The sequence below is a fragment of the Marinococcus sp. LNHM4E3-1 genome (genome assembly GCF_056034405.1).
Genome location: NZ_JBQLID010000018.1, coordinates 1 through 16,959, shown reverse-complemented (window position 1 = coordinate 16,959; position 16,959 = coordinate 1). Strand labels below are relative to the sequence as shown.

The following is a 16,959-nucleotide window of genomic DNA, read 5'->3' as shown; positions in this document are numbered from 1 at the left end:
TTATGTTCAAATGTCATCACGTATATATGCATTCTACTATGAACAAATGCTGTTTGACAATCATTATCAACCGGGCAGGAGAAATAGTGAAGAAAACAAAGATATAGTATGATATAGAAAAAGGGGCTGGTGTGTGATCATGATAAAAGTTTATGGAGCGGAAAAAAAGTGTCCGAGCTGCGTGAATCTTCCCTCAAGCCGGGAAACGGCAGAGTGGCTCGAAGCTGCAGTGCAGCGAAAGTATCCGGAAAATCCACCCAATGTAGAACATATTGATATTGAAGATCCGGGCTCGGCTTCTGATGCTGTGGCGGAAAAAGTCCGGCAGGAAGAATATTTTTATCCGCTCGTAACAGTGAACGGAACAGTAGTGGCAGAAGGAAACCCACGACTCAAAGCTGTCTACAGGGAAATTGATAAGACGAAAGCGCCGGCCCCGGGAACGACAGAAGAATCAAAGGAATAAAAAGACCGGACGAAAGTTAACGCTTCGTCCGGCTTTTTCAACTGCTGTCACATCCATCGCTGTTTAGCTGTCACCGTTTCCGCGGCCGTTTTCCTTGCCATTACTGGTCTGTTCGGCAGAAGCCTCCTCGATAAGCCCTTTAATGTCGGTATTGTCCATATAGCCGGTGAAGTGCTCACTGCCGGCGCCGGCAGCAAAGACGGGAACCATTTCCCCGGTGTGTCCGCCGGTGTCACTCTCCGCGCGTATTTCGGTATCAAGCGAGCCTACACTGTAGTGATCAGCAATAATGGAACCAATTTCCCAGCCCACCTGATATTCAGGGTAGACCTCTCCCTCATCGTCTTCAATATTCGCACGGAAGGCTTCTAATTCTTCATTAGTTATATCAATATCTGCGTATTCCGAAAATACCTGCTGAATGCTTTCATCTGTGTATTCATCAGAGTCTTCCCGGGTTTCAAGCTGCTGGGCCATATACTCAGGGGAAACTTCAATATCTTTCAGACCTTCCACATCCATAGTTTCTGTTGCAGACATGCCAAGTGTTTCATGGTCGGAAAGCACAACAACGAGCGTATCATCCCGGTCTTCTGCCCAGGTAACGACCTGTTCGACCGTCTGATCAAATTCGATCATTTCCTGCCATACGCCGGTAGCGTCAGCCGCATGAGCCGCATGGTCGATGCGGGCGCCTTCAACCATCATAAAGAATCCGTCATCATCCTGTGAAAGCACGTCCAGCCCGGACTCAGTCATAGCCTGCAGGGAAGGCTCTTCGCTGTCGACATCGTCTTTATCGGTTTTATAGTTCATGTACGAATCATTAAACAGCCCAAGGAGCTTGTCCGGAGTCCCGGCTTCCTCCAGTTCTTCTTCGGTAGTCGCATACTCATAGCCGCTTTCCTGGAAATCATCCACGAGCCTGTCTTCGCTTTCTTCCTCGTCAGCTCCGAAAAATTCACCACCGCCTCCAAGCAGAACATCATATTCTTCTTCGTACTGCTGTTCGGCAATGTCTTCTTCGCTGCCGCGGTCAGCTACGCTTGCGGTAAACGCTGCCGGAGTGGCATCTGTGACCGTATTATTGGAAATAACGCCGACTTTTTTACCGTCGTCCTGATACTGATCCAGAATGCTGTCTACTTCATTGCCGTCTTCATCGACTCCGATGCCTCCGTTATTTGTTTTCGTACCGGTAGCGATGGCGGTGCCGGCCGCGGCTGAATCAGTTACGTTGTTATCGGCGGAGTAGGTGCTGGTCATACCAGTATGTTCAAGAGACTCCATGAACAGTTCGCCTTCCTTGCCGTATTCAAGCATGGAAGCAATCTCCATCTGACCCATGCCCATGCCATCTCCCACCATTACGATGACATTTTCCGGGACGTCGTCCTTAGCATTTTTACTGCTGTTTTCAGCTCCGTTGTCATTGGCGTTATCATTTGCTGAGCCATTTGCGTGAAGAAGGCTTCCTGAGCTGATAACCATTCCTGCGAGAACCCCGACAGTTAACTTTTTTGAAAAATACATGCTGACCCTCCCATGATAATTCATAACTTTTGATATTTTTTGAAATTTTAGTTAATAATAAATGGGTCCGAAGAAACCGTCAACAGCGTTATATCTATTTCAGCCAAATATACTTTTAATTTTCTAAATTTTTCATATTATATATGATAATTTAATTAGTAGAAATCAATGGCTGTCTGCTGACATAAAAAAGGATCTGCATCACGGGGCAGATCCTTTCTTGTGAAACATGAAATTATTTTTTTATTATACGCCGGAATGGTTTTTGTACATCCAGAGCACACCGCTTTTTAACAGACGGGCAACGCGGCCGGTAACTGCTGCTTTAGCAGTGCCGCCCATCACTCCGAAGCCGTGCTTTTTGCCTAACGATCCGAGAGTACCTTTAAGCTTGATCTCAGGCATCGTTTCCGGAAGCGGTTCGTTCTTCCATCGTTTTTTCATAATCGTGGCGATCTGTTCTGCCTGGCCCTCGGCAAGCTGGGCACTTGGAGCGTGAGGCAGGCTGGCACAGTCCCCGACGATAAAAATATTTTCATCGTTTGTCAGATGATGGTGGGGGGTTAAAATGATGCGCCCCTTCCGGTCTTTTTCCGTATTAAGCTCGCGAATGATTTTGTTGGGCTGGATGCCTGCAGTCCAAATAATCGCTTCGGACTGGATCCAGTCTTCATGGTTGTACAGGCCTTCCGCTGTCACGGTGGTGATATCGGAATTACTGATGACTTCGACATCATGCTTTTCAAACCAGTTCTGCACATAGTTGCTGAGCCGCTTCGGAAACATTGGAAGAATGGTTTCCCCGCGGTCGAACAGGCGTATGTGAAGATCTGAGCGGCTCTCCCGCAGTTCACTGGCCAGTTCTACGCCGCTTAGGCCCGCGCCTACAATGCTGACTGCTGCTTTTGGCGGAAGGTTACTGATAGCTTCGTATGTGCGGCGTGTTGCTTCCATGCTTTGAATGCTGTAGGAGTGCTCTTCTGCTCCGGGAACCCCGTGAAAGTTGTCGACCGAGCCAAGCCCGGCAACGAGCTTGTCGTATGGAAGCGAGGAAGAATCGGACATGATCACCATCTGATTTTCCATATCGATATGGTCGATCGTGCCAAAATGAATTTTTAAACGGGAATGATCCGGGAACGGAACGCGCACCTCGTGGTCAGATTCTGTTCCGGCAGCGAGTGCGTAGTATTCCGTTTTCATACAATGGTACGGAAGTTTGTCTACTAATGTAATGTCAACATCCTGGGGGAGGTCGCTGCCGAGCACGCGCTGAAGAAAGCGCATCCCGCCGTAGCCTCCACCTAATACGATAATTTTTTCCATTGTTTCTTGTCCCCCTTTGAGTAGCATGCTGTCTATGCCCGCGTGGACCAGCTGCATAAAATGATGAAGTAGTTCTTCACGATCGGTTTCAGCTCCGATGGATAGCTGATAGTAAAAATAGCTGTTAATGATATGTGCCCATCGATTCGAAGAAATGGAAGGGTCTATTTCCTGCTGGCGGACACCGCTCTCAAGGAGCTGTTCCCACGTGCGAAGCAAAGCACTGTCATGCTCGACCACATGCCGCCAGATGTGCCTGGTGAGGGAAGGATTCAGGTGAAAGTCCCCCAGGAAATACCCGGCATAGGCACGAATACGGGAAGGAAGTGTCATGCGCTGAATTTTATACGTCTGCATGTATTCCTGCACTCTGAGCAGCCGGTCCTCTGCGAGTGCACGCATGATCGACTCTTTTGTAGGGTAGTAATTGAAAAAAGTCCCTTTGGCGACTTCGGCTGAAGCCGTAATTTCCTGCACAGTCGTCTGTTCAAAGCCCTTTTCCTGAAATAAATGCACGGCAGCCTGCAGAATGCGGGAACGTGTCTGCTCTCGTTTTTCCGTTCGTTTCATAGAATCCCCCTCTGCGCAGCTGAAAGCATTTGCAAAAATAAAAAAGTTACAATAGAGAGAGAACGATTCGGTCGTGCAGTCATTAAAAATGACTGCGGTCAATTTTGATTATAGAGAGGTACAGCTGCTTTGGCAACCAATTTTAAAAATATCAAACAATTTTGTGAACGGGATATTCAAACGAATTGGTTGACGCAGCGGCCGCAGACGACTAATATAAACTCGTATAACCCGGGAAGAGGTGATGAAAGGTGAGGCCAATTATTGAGTTTTGCATGAGTAATTTGGCGAACGGCTCTCACGGGGCAATGGAAGAACTTGAAAAAGATCCGAATCTGGATGTTATTGAAGATATATGCTTAGGCTACTGCGGCCGTTGCTCTATGAATATGTACGCACTTGTGAACGGGGAGCCGGTAGAAGGGGAAGATGAAAAAGACCTTCTTGCCAATATTTATACTCATCTTGAAGAAAACCCAATGTTTTAATGCAAAAGCGTCTTTCTGCAGAAGGAAAGGCGCTTTTTTCTCAACGTTTAAAGAGGGGGAAAAAATGGATATTATTCCTTTTGAAAATACATGGCCATATGACAAAATAGGTGAAGATATTTATATTAATGAATGCCCGTACTGCGGAACCAGAAATATATTAACAGCGATGAAAGTAAAAGATTTAGAATGGGCAAAAGAGGAAATAAAAACATATATCAATATGCCGTGCTGCCATACACGTATGCATATTGTATTTGCAGATGAAGATTACTTATGGACGACAGATCCGCTGAGACGAAGGGAGAGAAGGTCATGAGATTTACAAAAATGCACGGGCTTGGCAACAGCTACATTTATGTCGACGTATTTGAAGAAACGCTTGAAGAGCACGAGCTTCCAAGGCTTGCCCGGCAGGTAGCCGATAAAAATAAAGGGATAGGTTCAGATGGGCTGATTTTGATTGGGCCGTCGACGCATGAAGACGTGAAAATGCAGGTGTTTAATGCTGATGGATCGGAGGCGAAAAACTGCGGGAACGGGCTGCGCTGCACAGCTAAGTATGCTTACGAGCATGGTTACGTTAACAAAGAGCGTTTTACGATCGAAACGCTTGGAGGAACGATGAAAGCGACCGTTCATCCGGACAATACCGGTCAGACCGTCAGCCTGGTAACCGTCGATATGGGAGCTCCGGAATTTGACTGGGCCCAGGTTCCCGTCAAAGAGTCCGGAGAGGGAGAGCTGTCCCTTGAAGCTGCAGGCCGGTCGTGGCAGCTGATGCCTGTATCCATGGGCAACCCGCACGGAGTCATTTTTGTGGATGACACAGAGCAGGCACCCGTGGAAACTGCCGGAGCGGAGCTTGAAGCACACGAAGCCTTTCCGGAAGGGGCAAACATTGAGTTCGTGCATATGCGCCGCAGTGATGTGATGGATTTTAGAGTGTGGGAGCGAGGTTCCGGTATTACCCAGGCATGCGGAACAGGTGCCTGTGCAGCCGTGGCAGCTGCAGTGGCAGCTGGTAAGAGTGAAAAAGACAAAGAGGTTACTGTGCATCTTCCCGGAGGTGATCTGTATATTACGTGGCAGTCATCAGGAAATATACTGATGACGGGAAATGCTGAGGTTATCTGTACAGGTGACTATGAAACAAGAAGGGCATCAATATAAACAAAAAGAGAGCGGGCGCCCGCTCTCTTTTTACGTCTAATAGGATTTAACAATGTTATAGAAGGTATCCCGTTCCACAGGGGTTTTTCCGGCTGTTTTAATTAGGTGGATCAATTCCTTCCGGGTAATCCCCTGGGATGTCAGCGCGCCGACAGAATGAGAAATTCGTTCCTCGATCAGTGTGCCGTGAATATCGTCGGAGCCAAATGTGAGTGCCATCTGGGTCAGCTGGGCGCCGATATTAATCCAGTACGCTTTGATGTGATCAAAGTTATCAAGCATCAGCCGTGAAATTGCTATGGTTCGCAGATCATCAAATGCGGAGGTGCGCTGGTGCAGGCCGGCATCGAGCTTGCGAGGCTGCATGGCGAGCGGGATAAAGACCATGAAGCCATTGGTTTTGTCCTGCAGGGCACGGACGCGGTCCATATGAATGAGCCGTTCCTCCTTCGATTCAATCGACCCGTACAGCATTGTGGCGTGCGTACGCATGCCAAGGTCGTGAGCGAGCTCGTGAGCTTCTAGCCATTCAAACGTCGTCGCCTTGTCCGGACTCATTTTCGCACGGTAATTCTCTGTAAGAATTTCAGCGCCGCCGCCTGGAAGCGTATCGAGTCCTGCCTTTTGCAGCTCTATGAGGACTTCGCGCATGCTGATCCCTGCGTGACGGGCAAAGAATTCGATTTCGGCTCCTGTGTAGGCTTTAACCTTCGCCTGTGGGTAATGCTTTTTCAACACGCGGACGGTGTTTAAATAATACTCAAACGGCACGTCCGTGTTGTGACCGCCAACGATGTGAAATTCCCGGATGTTGTCATTCCAGCGTTTTTCCACGTATTCAAGCAGTTCTTCTTCATGCATTGTATACGCGTTTTCTTCGCCGGGTTTGCGCTTGAATCCGCAAAACGAGCAGCTCGCTTCGCATACGTTGGTCGGGTTGATGTACATATTTTCGATAAAATAAACGTTATCCCCGTTTTTTCTTTCGTTCACCTCATTTGCCAACTGGGCCACGGTTAACAGATCTGCTGTTTCATAGAGATAGAGGCCGTCTTCAATGGATAACCGTTCTCCTTCTCGGACTTTGTCGGCAATGCGCTGCATGTCGGCGTCGCGATTCAAGGTGATCGCCATATTAATCCTTCCTTTCCGATGTACAAGAAATACTGTAAAGTTCAGCGGTTCTGCAGGCAGCTTCCGTACCGCCGTGCAAAACCTTATCTGCTGTATAGGTATATAAAAGGTATGCTGCCAGGGAAAGACATCAAGCTAACAAGAATTTCCGGGGCTCAGTTTCTTATTATACATCGTGGTATTCCGGAAGGAAAGTAACAACGCCCAAAGCAGTTCTTCATTCGGAAGAAGTGTCCGCAGGGGAGGCCAAAGAGTAATTCCATGTCTCCGGATAGAGAGGCAGCCTCTCGGCACGGTAAACAACCCGGCCGTCTCCTTCCTCGATGCCGGAAAGCTCGAGTTCGTAGACTACTTCATCTGTGGTGCCGGCAGTTTCAACCACAGTGGCCTGATAGCCTTCCTCCACCTTCTGATAGCCGGAGGTGAGCAGGCGGTTTTCGGTTTCGTACAAATAATCAGCATCGCCGACCACATTGGAGAAAAAATCTTTTCCGCGTTCCTCACCGTAGCTCCAAACGGTCTCCACGGTGCCTTCCGCTTCATTGATACGGTACTGAATGCCCTGGCTGAAATCCTGACTGATGGATTCATCGCCGCGGGTGACTACCCTGTTGTTATCAAACAGGAGGACATCCTTAGTGTCCGGATTGTCATCCTGGTCCGGAAGAATCATCGGAGCGTGCTGGGCGCCGGGATATTTAATATTGCCGTTTTCTGGCTCGAGTACTTTTTCGGACATATCTGCATCCCAGCCCTCCGGGGCAGCAAGAATCCAGTTAATTTCCATATCCGGGTAAGTCAGGCTCATGACGGCGTCCTGATGACGTCCGGATACGAGAATGCTTTTGTTATCTTTATCGTACCAGATAGCGTTTTGATGCATCCAGTCACCATCGCTTTCGTTCGGGCCGGAATATTCTTCGTACGCTTCAGAAGGAAAAATGTCTTTCAAATCAAGCGTTTCCATCGTTTCGCCGGTAGATCGGTCGATTTCCACCATAGTATCTTCTTCGTAAGAATTGCTGTTGTCGTGCACGGTAACTAAAAGGTTGTTATTTGGCAATTCGATGGCGTCGTGGTGAATGACGTTAGTGTCCTCGTAGCTGGGCAGATTAATTTTGTACTGATGCTGAATCTTTCCAAGCATATCCGTTTCAAAAAGATACTCATTGCGGTTATCCTCAGACTGCGAGGCCCCGAACAGCATATTTCCATTGGAGAGCCGTTTAAACACAAAACCCCCGGTCCGGGAAGAATACCAGCGGATATCTCCCAGCTCATCCACTCCATAAGCTTTGGATTTACCAGGAGTTAAAAAAGTAAGACCGGGTTCCATCTCCGCTGGAGAGCTTTCTATTACCTCTCTGTCATGAGCGAAAGCAGGAGTATCATTAGTTTCTATGGAAACGGTCTGCTCCTGAATGTTTCCCTGACGGTCTTCGGCTTCTATAGTAACTTCGTTGTCCGTACCAGGGTAAAGTCCGAGAACAGGCACGTCATGCTCCTGGTTAAAGGCAGGGTATGTATGTGTAATGTCCTGGGCCCCGCCACGGCTGGCAACCGTTACGGTGATACGGCTGGGACTTTCTGTACGGAATTTCGTCAAAGCAGTAAGTGGAGCCTCTCCGTAAGGGTCCTGGATAATCATTGGATTGTTAAACGTATGGTTTCCGTCGATATATTCCTGCTGCCACTCCTTTTCCATTTCCTCCTGTTCTTCGATTAAACTGGCCTCGCTGCTCGTGGTGGAGGCACTTTGGAAAATTGAAAAAGAAATGGTCTGGTTAGTATTTTCTGCAATAATGATCCATCCGACGGCAAGGGCGAGGATCAGAAAAGTCATTATTTTCAAAAAAACTCCTCCATACTTTAAATTTTTTAGAACTTTCTCACAAGTATAAGCAAAATGAAAGTATTTGCCCATAAAAACGTCCGCCAGAAAAAACAAAAGAGGAATATTTGAAGAACGGAGGATAAGGGTCTATAATATAAATGAGCCTCAGATACACAAAGGAGGAAACACTAATGTTAGTATTATCGGATGCAGCAGCACAGCGTGTGCTCGACATGATTGAAGAAGAAGGCGACAGTTCACTATATATGCGTGTAGGTGTAAAAGGCGGCGGATGCACCGGCCTATCCTACGGCATGGGTTTTGATTCTATAGTAGAAGAAACTGACCAGGTGCTTGAAATCAAAGGTGTTCCAATCGTTGTAGACAGTGAGAGTGCTCCTGTCCTGGACGGCGTAAACATCGATTTCAAGGAAAACATGATGGGCGGCGGCTTCACGATCGACAATCCGAACGCCATCGCTTCCTGCGGCTGCGGCGCATCGTTCAAGACCGCAACCAAAGAAGGTACACCGGAGAAATGCTAGAAAAATAGCTTTAGAAAAAGCGGCTGTCAGTGCACAGCTGCTTTTTTTGTGTTTTACTGGTCACATACAGGCATAATTTGTAAAATGTGAAAATAGGGGAGTCAGTTATGAAAAAACGAACAATCTTTACAGGAACGCTTGGAATACTTATGCTGACAGGCTGTGGAAGCAGCTTATCAGACGAAGAACAGCAGTACATAGACAAAGTGGACGAAAGTGCCACAGAAATTCACGAGCTGGACACGCAGCTTACAGAAGCCGTGAACGCTGTAGAAAATGAAGAAGAAGGGGCAGCCGAAGAATTGCAAAGCATGCAGGAAGATATTTTTGTAACAGCCTATGATAACGTCGAAGCAATCAGCGTGCCGGAGGGCGAAGACATGCAGGCAGTGTATGACGCGCACGTTTCTTATGCAAACCAATATGTGTTTATTGCTGAAGAGTTAATGAGCACCGAGGATTTGCAGCAGTCGATTGGAGAAAACATCAACCCGGTGCTTGAGCGGATGGAAGAGGAGGAGAGCAGCTTTGCCGACACGGTGGAGGAAGAAACCGGCGAAGAGATCAGCTTTGAATAGCAAAAAAACGATCCGTATTCGGGATCGTTTTTTTATTAAAACATATGGGAGCTGTGTCCTGGCTGGACTTTTGCCTTTGGATTAATATAATTCATCGCATTGTTGACGGCTGTAGGAGCTTCTCCGAAGCCGGTAGCAATTAATTTTACTTTGCCGTCGTAGGAAGTAACGTCTCCTGCTGCGTATACGCCCGGAATATTCGTTTCCATTTTCGTGTTTACAATGATGGAATTTTTATGAATATCAAGTCCCCATTCTTTAATAGGGCCCAGTGAAGAAACGAAGCCGTAGTTGACGATCAGGGAATCAACGTCGACGATCTGCTCATCGGAGCCTTTCACTTCTTCGAAAACGACCTGCTGAATACGTTCGCCATCTCCGATAACATCTTTAACCTGAAACGGTGTGAGAATATCCACATTCGACTGGTTAAGCTGTTCGACACTGTGCTCGTGGGCACGGAATTTATCCCGGCGGTGGGCAAGAGTGACATCTGCAATCGGATCAAGCATGTTTGCCCAGTCAACAGCCGAGTCGCCGCCGCCTAGAATTGTTACTTTTTCACCGGCAAACGCCTGAAGATCGTTAACAAAATAATGAAGATTCGAATCTTCGTATGGTTCCATTCCGTCGATTTGAAGCTTCCTTGGCTGAAAGGCGCCTACACCGGCGGTGATAATAATAGTGCGGGTGTAATGGACTCCTTTATCCGTGTGGAGCTCGATAAGATCATCTTCGTTGCGGATAACATTTTCTACGCTTTGTTCAAGCACTACTTCCGGATTGAACGGGTTCATCTGTTCAATTAAATTATCCACAAGCTCCTGGGCACGGACTTTCGGAAACCCTGCCACATCATATATAAACTTTTCGGGGTAGAGGGCAGCAAGCTGTCCCCCGAGTTGTGGCATACTTTCAATAATTTTAACTTTAGCCTGGCGCATTCCTCCGTAAAATGCGGTAAACAAACCGGTAGGGCCGCCGCCAATAATGGTCACATCATATATATCTGACTCTAATACCACTAAGGTACACCTCCAAGAATCTTTTCAAATTTCAATCCATTATAATACTGATTGAGAAAAATAGAAACCAATTGAGAAATTGTTTCAAGAGTTACATTGTAACATAAGCAAAATCAGTGCCAAGGGTATTTCCCTGCTGCGTTTAGGAAGAAGGGATGAAAAAAGGTGAAAATCGGGAAAAAGGTTGAAATATTATAGCAAAACCCATAATATTAAATACGGGGTTTGTGTCTATTTTTTTACAAAAAGCAACGCGTTAAAAGCAGAAAACGAAGCGAACTTTTCTTTTTTATTAAAGAAAAGTCGGTTTGATATAGTTATGTACGTGAAATAAATCACATACATGGGCTGCTTTTAACAAAAATCTAAAAGATGGAAGTGATTGACATGGCAGGAAAAACAAATATTGTTATTTTAGGCGCTGGCTATGCTGGTCTCGTTTCCGCTTCAAAGCTTGCAAAAGAAGTAGGAACAGACAATGCAAACATTACGCTGGTCAGCAGGCACGATTATCACTATCAGACAACCTGGCTGCACGAGCCGGCTGCAGGAACGCTTCACCATGACCGCACCCGTATTAAAGTCAGTAAAATTCTTGATTTAAATAAAATTAACTTTGTACAGGACGAAGCTACAAAAGTTGTTACAGAAGAAAAGAAAGTAACGCTTGCTTCCGGCGGCGAACTGCAGTACGACTACATTATCGTAGGCGTTGGGGCTATTTCTGAAACATTCGGCATCGAAGGCGTTTATGAAAACTCCTATCACCGCTGGACGGTGGACGGCGCCCGCCAGATGAAAGACCGCATTGAGTATATGTTTGCCCGTTATCACAGCGACGAAGCAAAAGAAGAAGACCTGACGTTTGTTGTAGCAGGCGCTGGTTTTACCGGTATGGAATTCATGGGCGAGCTGAGTGAGCGTGTACCTAAGCTTTGTAAAGAGTACGATGTACCGCGCAATAAAGTGAAAATGTACGTTATCGAAGCGATGCCAACAGCACTTCCAGGCTTCGATCCGGAGCTTGTGGAATATGCCATGAATCTACTCGAAAACCGCGGAGTGGAATTCAAACTGGATTCACCGATCAAAGCAGTAACGGAAAACAGTGTAGAGTTGAATACTGGTGAATCCGTGAAAACATCGACAGTAATCTGGGCAACTGGTGTCCGCGGCAATCCGCTTATCGAGGAGTCCGGTTTTGAAAACAACCGTGCCCGTGTGAAAGTTGATGACGATCTGCGTGCTCCCGGTCATGAACGCGAATTCATTATCGGTGACTGTTCTCTGATCATCAATACAGAAATCGACCGTCCGTTCCCGCCGACAGCTCAAATCGCTCTCCAGCAGGGCGAAACAGCTGCCGACAATATCAAAGCATTGATGGAAGGACGTCCGACAGAAGCATTTGTAGCTGATATCAAAGGTACAGTGGCTTCTCTCGGTGGAAAAGAGGCGATTGGCGTCGTAGGTTCGAAAAAGCTTTACGGCCGTCCTGCTTACTTTATGAAAAAAGTGATCGAAAACCGTGCACTATGGGTTCTCGGCGGCTTTGGCTTCCTGCTCCGCAAAGGACAGAGCCCGTTCTAAAAGGAATACAGGAAAATAAGAAGCCCCCGGCAAACTATGCCGGGGGCTTCTTTCGCATGAGAAGCTATACAAACTAAGAATTGATCACACAATGAAAATAGCATGAGCCGCAAACGTTATACCCACACCGAAAATAGCACCGAAAATAACTTCAATCGGCTGATGGCCAAGAAGTTCCTTCAGCTCCTGGCGTTTTTCGGGCTCGCGTTTCTGCTGCCAGGACCGGGCTTCGGTCACGAGGCGGTTGAAGTCATTAACCAGCTGATTCAAAACGGTGGCATGATAGCCCGCGTGCCTCCGGACGCCGGTAGCATCAAACATTACAATAACGCCGAAAACGATGCAGATGGCAAAAAGACTTGAATCAAAGCCCCGCTCAATACCGATAGCTGTAGAAAGAGAAGTGACCGCTGCGGAGTGGGAGCTTGGCATGCCGCCGGTGCTTGTGATGAGGGAAGCGTCCCAGGTTTTGGCGGCAATGAAACCGAGAGGTATTTTAATCGCCTGTGCTAATAAAATAGAAGATAATGCCACTAAGAGTGGGAAGTTCTGCAGTAATTCCATTCACGAACGTCCTTTCTGAATTTTGGCAGTTAGTAAGGATAAGGAACAGCCCACATTATGATAAATATAAGTACAGGCAACCATATTTTATCACATGGTATCAGGTTCGTCGTGCCATTGCTCGAAGAAAGCAGGAAAAGATAAATAAACTAAAAAGTAAATTCAACCCAGAAAAATCGCTGCTACGGAGGATCTCGGGTCTAAAGCAGGCGTCAGCACGAATTACTGGGGATTAGGTGCTAGTATATAAAGGATGAAAGAGATAAAATATACCTAAACCATTTGCAACAATTGTATATGTTAAGTATACTTACACTAACTTATTATAAAAAAATTCCATACCTACATATTCCAACAGAATGTCAGGTCTTCATCCAGCTCAAATTGCGGCAAATATTTTTTAAAAATTGAAAAAGATGCAGAAATGGGTGTTTGAAAATTGAAAATATTGAAATGGCTTGACTTAGGTCTCAAACGCACTGAAGAGACAGTCCTGTCGCTTGCGATCATTACAATAACGGTAATGGTGGCAGGTAACACCATCAGCAGGAACCTCGGTCTCGGCGGGTGGGCATTCGCAGAAGAAATCAGCCAGATTGCGATTTACATGGCCACGTTTCTCGGTCTCGGCTATGTGGCCAGGCAGGGCAGGCATATCAGCATGACGGCATTGTTTGATAATGTACCGTATAAGTTCCGAAAAACACTGGCGCTCATTATTCCGCTCGTTACAGCTTTTGTTCTGTTTACCCTGGCATATTATTCCTATGATTACGTGCTCTCCTCGCAGAACAGGGTCACCAACTATCTCCGGATTTCCTATGTGTGGATGGTTGTTTGGGCACCCATTGGCTTTTTGCTCGGAGGTATTCAGTTTTTACGGAACTTCTGGGTAAATGTGAAAAATAAAGATGTATATATCGCAGCGGAACGAAAAGACTACGATACAGAAAAAGAAGCGAAAGAATCCAACCAACTATAAAATATTCGGAGAATGAGAGGAACCAATTATGCTTTTTACATTACTTGCGATAATGGTCATCTTTTTAGCACTCGGTTTCCCTATGATGGTTCCATTAATTTTGGCTCCGCTGGTGATAGTGCTGTTTTTCTTTGATGCCGTTGATCCGTTCATCATGCTGCAGCAGATGCTTGAAGGGATATCAAGCTACGTGCTTTTAGCGGTTCCCATGTTTATCTTTGCAGCGGACATTATGTCCCAGGGCCACACATCAAAGAGGCTGCTTGATTTTATTGGCGCTTTCGTCGGCCACCTGCGGGGCGGTTATGCAATTACAACAGCTGCTGCCTGTACTATCTTCGGTTCGATTTCCGGATCTACGCAGGCTACGGTGGTAGCGATCGGCGGGCCGATGAGACAGAGGCTTTTAAAAGTAGGGTACAAAGACTCCACAGCTATTGCTTTTATTATTAATGCAAGCGATGTCGCGCTCCTCATACCACCGAGTATAGGGATGATTATGTATTCCTTAATCTCCGGTACTTCCCTGGGAGATATGTTCATTGCGGGTATTGGCCCGGGCCTTCTCGTATTTGTCTTTTTTACTCTTTATGCTTACATACACGCAAAAATTTACAGCATTCCGCTCGCAGCTAAAATTCCGTGGAAAGAGCGCGGGAAAATGACCTTTGATGCAATCTTCCCTTTATTATTTCCAGTCATTATTATTGGGGGGATTTACTCCGGGCTTTTCACACCGACAGAAGCAGCAGCAATGGCTGTCGTGTATGCCTTTGTATTGGAAGTTATTGTTTACCGTACAGTAAAGCTGAAGCAGATGTTCAGTATTGCTTTATCTTCAGGACTCGTAACGTCAGCTGTTTTTATGCTCGTAGCCGGCGGTCAGGTATTTGCATGGGTCATTCAGTTTGCCCGTATCCCTCAAATGATTACAGATACTTTTCTTGGAGGAGACCCGGGGCCAATTTATGTTTTGATTATTGTATCCATTTTCTTCTTTATCGGCTGTATGTTTGTGGATCCAATTGTAGTTATTCTGATATTGACTCCGATTTTCTATCCAGCAGCGATCCAGGCAGGGGTGGATCCGGTCCATCTAGGGGTGGTTATTACCTTCCAGGCAGCGCTTGGCTCTGCAACTCCGCCATTTGGCGTGGATATATTCACGGCGAGCGCGGTATTTAACCGGTCGTATCTCGATACGATCCGCGGGACACCTCCATTTATTGTAATGATGCTGATTATAGCAGTTCTATTGATTTCGTTTGAGCCTATTTCAACGTTTTTACTTCCTGATAATTAACGGGGGGCTGGATGAGGAAGGTGGTTGCGGATGGCCGTCTCTCCGACAGCTGTATCATTCGTGTTACTACTCAAAAGGGGGAATTTATACATGAAAAAGAAAAAGCTTGGTTTGTTGATGGGGACAACGCTCTCTACCGCAGCAGTACTCGCAGCCTGCGGTGGCGGCGGTGGCGGTGAGGAAAGCGGCGGTGGCGGCGACGGTGAAGAAACATATGAATGGACCTTTGTGACAGAGGAAAACGAAGGCCAGGTGCAGTATGAGTATGCGCAGGAATTCGCGAGCCGTATGGATGAAAAGACAGACGGCCAGGTGACAATCGAGCCGGTGGAGTTCGGCGGCCTCGGCAGTGAAGTTGACCAGGTGGAGCAGCTCCAGCAGGGAGCGGTTGAAATGGCTGTGGTCTCCCCTGGATTTACTGGAACGATGGTAGAGGAAGGCCAGGTTTTCTCGCTTCAGTTTTTGCTTCCAAATGATCAGGAAGACGTGCAGCAGGTGTTGAATGAAAGTGAAGCACTAAATGATACGTTAGCTGCCAGATATGAAGAAGAGGACATTATGCCGCTTTCCTTCTGGAGTGAAGGAGCGATGCAGTGGACCGGGAACAAGGCCATTGAGTCCCCGGATGATTTCAACGGCTTCCAAATGAGAACCCAGAACTCCCCGCTGCTTCAGCAGACATACCGTGAATACGGTGCGGATCCGCAGGTTCTGAGTGCCGGGGAGCTTTATACTTCCCTTGATAACGGTACAGTGGACGGACAGGAGAATCCATTGTTCTTCATCGAAGCTTCATCCTACGACGAAGTACAGAGTCACTTGATGATTTCCAATCAAAACTCTTATGTAGCAATGACGACAGTGAACCCGCAGTTCTATAATGAGCTTCCGGATGATCTGAAAGAAACATTTGACGAAACAATAACGGAAATGCAGGACTGGGTGTATGACGAACAGGTTGAGCAGAACGAGCAGGCCCGTGAGACCATGACCAGTGAATCCGATATTGAACAGGTGGAACTGAGTGAAGACCAGCGTGCTGAATTCCGGGAAGTGACTATGCCGATGCGTGATTACTATGTAGAGGAAGTCGGCGGTGACGCAGAAGAAATTCTGACGACGCTTGAAGGCGAAATTGAAGAAATCACCGGTGAATCAGTCGAATAGTATACTTTTAAACCCCGACATCTGCTCGGGGTTTTTTGTCCGCAATTGTTTAATTTGGAATCACGGACGGGAAAAGATACAATGGAAAGAAGAAAATAATAAAGGAGTGAACGTAACAATATGGCAAAAGTAGAAAGCTTTGAACTCGATCATACGAAGGTAGTTGCTCCGTACGTCCGTCAGGCAGGCGTGCAGAAGGTTGGAAGCGACGGTATCGTCACTAAATTTGATATTCGTTTCTGCCAGCCGAACGAAGATAACCTTGAGCCACCGACGATTCATACGATGGAGCATTTGCTTGCTTTAAATATTCGCGAATATGCTGAAGACTACGACCATTTTGAAGTTATTGATCTGTCGCCAATGGGATGTCAGACAGGCTTTTATCTGATTATGAATGGGGAGCCGGCGGTAAGTGAGATCATCGATATTCTTGAGACGACGATGAAAGACGGAGTAGAAGTTACCGAAGTGCCTGCAGCAACTGAACTGCAGTGCGGCCAGGCGAAGCTTCATGATCTTGAAGGCGCCAAGCAGGTATTCCGCAACTGGCTCAACCAGGACAAAGCTTCACTCGAACGCGTATTTGAATCATAATTATTAAGCATCCTTCCGGAACACCCGGAAGGATGCTTTTATTAGTTTGCAGTGTTTGTAAATATCAGTATGTAAAAAAGCTTC

Annotated in this window: 17 protein-coding genes and 1 pseudogene; 11 read left to right on the top strand and 7 right to left on the bottom strand. The window is 46.7% G+C overall.

Annotation, left to right across the window (positions count from 1 at the left end; all coding sequences use genetic code 11):
* Positions 1-139: 139 nt before the first annotated feature.
* Positions 140-466, top strand: a complete 327-nt coding sequence (locus tag ACTRXI_RS14845) for a DUF1462 family protein (protein ID WP_322526327.1) — start codon at positions 140-142, stop codon at positions 464-466.
* Positions 467-529: 63 nt separating this feature from the next.
* Here the strand turns inward: ACTRXI_RS14845 and ACTRXI_RS14840 are convergent, their stop codons facing one another.
* The 3 genes and pseudogenes from ACTRXI_RS14840 to ACTRXI_RS14830 all read right to left on the bottom strand — a co-directional run.
* The gene (locus ACTRXI_RS14840; RefSeq protein WP_474263770.1) at positions 530-1,999 is read right to left on the bottom strand and encodes an alkaline phosphatase; all 1,470 of its coding nucleotides are present in this window, start codon (positions 1,997-1,999) and stop codon (positions 530-532) included.
* A gap of 246 nt (positions 2,000-2,245) precedes the next feature.
* A complete protein-coding gene (locus ACTRXI_RS14835; RefSeq protein WP_474263812.1) occupies positions 2,246-3,325 on the bottom strand; it encodes an NAD(P)/FAD-dependent oxidoreductase in 1,080 nt (359 codons plus the stop codon).
* A 450-nt stretch (positions 3,326-3,775) separates the two neighbouring features.
* A pseudogene (locus ACTRXI_RS14830) lies at positions 3,776-3,895 on the bottom strand (TetR/AcrR family transcriptional regulator); the annotation flags it as partial.
* Positions 3,896-4,146: 251 nt separating this feature from the next.
* Here ACTRXI_RS14830 and ACTRXI_RS14825 point away from each other — a divergent pair.
* The 3 genes from ACTRXI_RS14825 (at position 4,147) to dapF (ending at position 5,556) form a co-directional block, all read left to right on the top strand.
* Positions 4,147-4,383: a YuzB family protein gene (locus ACTRXI_RS14825; protein WP_022794141.1), complete on the top strand. Its 237-nt coding sequence runs from the start codon at positions 4,147-4,149 to the stop codon at positions 4,381-4,383.
* A gap of 64 nt (positions 4,384-4,447) precedes the next feature.
* Positions 4,448-4,702: a hypothetical protein gene (locus tag ACTRXI_RS14820; RefSeq protein WP_474263768.1), complete on the top strand. Its 255-nt coding sequence runs from the start codon at positions 4,448-4,450 to the stop codon at positions 4,700-4,702.
* The gene (gene dapF / locus ACTRXI_RS14815; protein ID WP_474263766.1) at positions 4,699-5,556 is read left to right on the top strand and encodes a diaminopimelate epimerase; all 858 of its coding nucleotides are present in this window, start codon (positions 4,699-4,701) and stop codon (positions 5,554-5,556) included. Before ACTRXI_RS14820 ends, dapF begins: the two co-directional genes overlap by 4 nt.
* Before the next feature lie 36 nt (positions 5,557-5,592).
* Here the strand turns inward: dapF and mqnE are convergent, their stop codons facing one another.
* Together mqnE and ACTRXI_RS14805 are read right to left on the bottom strand one after the other, a co-directional pair.
* Complete coding sequence (gene mqnE, locus ACTRXI_RS14810; protein WP_474263764.1) at positions 5,593-6,690, bottom strand: aminofutalosine synthase MqnE; 1,098 nt, start codon at positions 6,688-6,690, stop codon at positions 5,593-5,595.
* Between the two features lie 217 nt (positions 6,691-6,907).
* Positions 6,908-8,533, bottom strand: a complete 1,626-nt coding sequence (locus tag ACTRXI_RS14805) for an aryl-sulfate sulfotransferase (protein WP_474263810.1) — start codon at positions 8,531-8,533, stop codon at positions 6,908-6,910.
* 182 nt (positions 8,534-8,715) lie between these two features.
* On the opposite strand from ACTRXI_RS14805, the gene ACTRXI_RS14800 reads away from it, so the two are divergent.
* Complete coding sequence (locus ACTRXI_RS14800) at positions 8,716-9,069, top strand: HesB/IscA family protein (protein WP_022794136.1); 354 nt, start codon at positions 8,716-8,718, stop codon at positions 9,067-9,069.
* Between the two features lie 107 nt (positions 9,070-9,176).
* The gene (locus ACTRXI_RS14795; RefSeq protein ID WP_474263762.1) at positions 9,177-9,647 is read left to right on the top strand and encodes a hypothetical protein; all 471 of its coding nucleotides are present in this window, start codon (positions 9,177-9,179) and stop codon (positions 9,645-9,647) included.
* A gap of 35 nt (positions 9,648-9,682) precedes the next feature.
* Here ACTRXI_RS14795 and ACTRXI_RS14790 read toward each other — a convergent pair whose 3' ends face one another.
* The gene (locus tag ACTRXI_RS14790) at positions 9,683-10,672 is read right to left on the bottom strand and encodes an NAD(P)/FAD-dependent oxidoreductase (protein WP_474263760.1); all 990 of its coding nucleotides are present in this window, start codon (positions 10,670-10,672) and stop codon (positions 9,683-9,685) included.
* Between the two features lie 387 nt (positions 10,673-11,059).
* Here ACTRXI_RS14790 and ACTRXI_RS14785 point away from each other — a divergent pair, with 387 nt between their 5' ends.
* Complete coding sequence (locus ACTRXI_RS14785; protein ID WP_474263758.1) at positions 11,060-12,262, top strand: NAD(P)/FAD-dependent oxidoreductase; 1,203 nt, start codon at positions 11,060-11,062, stop codon at positions 12,260-12,262.
* 84 nt (positions 12,263-12,346) lie between these two features.
* On the opposite strand, the gene ACTRXI_RS14780 is transcribed toward ACTRXI_RS14785, so the two are convergent.
* On the bottom strand, positions 12,347-12,826 hold the full coding sequence (locus ACTRXI_RS14780; RefSeq protein ID WP_474263756.1) for a divergent PAP2 family protein: 480 nt from the start codon (positions 12,824-12,826) through the stop codon (positions 12,347-12,349).
* A gap of 439 nt (positions 12,827-13,265) precedes the next feature.
* On the opposite strand from ACTRXI_RS14780, the gene ACTRXI_RS14775 reads away from it, so the two are divergent.
* The 4 genes from ACTRXI_RS14775 to ACTRXI_RS14760 all read left to right on the top strand — a co-directional run bounded on the left by ACTRXI_RS14775 (position 13,266) and on the right by ACTRXI_RS14760 (position 16,875).
* Positions 13,266-13,808, top strand: coding sequence for a TRAP transporter small permease (locus tag ACTRXI_RS14775; RefSeq protein WP_474263753.1), 543 nt, complete (start codon positions 13,266-13,268; stop codon positions 13,806-13,808).
* 28 nt (positions 13,809-13,836) lie between these two features.
* A complete protein-coding gene (locus ACTRXI_RS14770) occupies positions 13,837-15,111 on the top strand; it encodes a TRAP transporter large permease (RefSeq protein WP_474263751.1) in 1,275 nt (424 codons plus the stop codon).
* 90 nt (positions 15,112-15,201) lie between these two features.
* Positions 15,202-16,278: a TRAP transporter substrate-binding protein DctP gene (gene dctP / locus ACTRXI_RS14765; protein ID WP_474263749.1), complete on the top strand. Its 1,077-nt coding sequence runs from the start codon at positions 15,202-15,204 to the stop codon at positions 16,276-16,278.
* A gap of 120 nt (positions 16,279-16,398) precedes the next feature.
* Positions 16,399-16,875, top strand: a complete 477-nt coding sequence (locus ACTRXI_RS14760; protein ID WP_474263747.1) for an S-ribosylhomocysteine lyase — start codon at positions 16,399-16,401, stop codon at positions 16,873-16,875.
* The last annotated feature ends 84 nt before the right edge of the window (positions 16,876-16,959 follow it).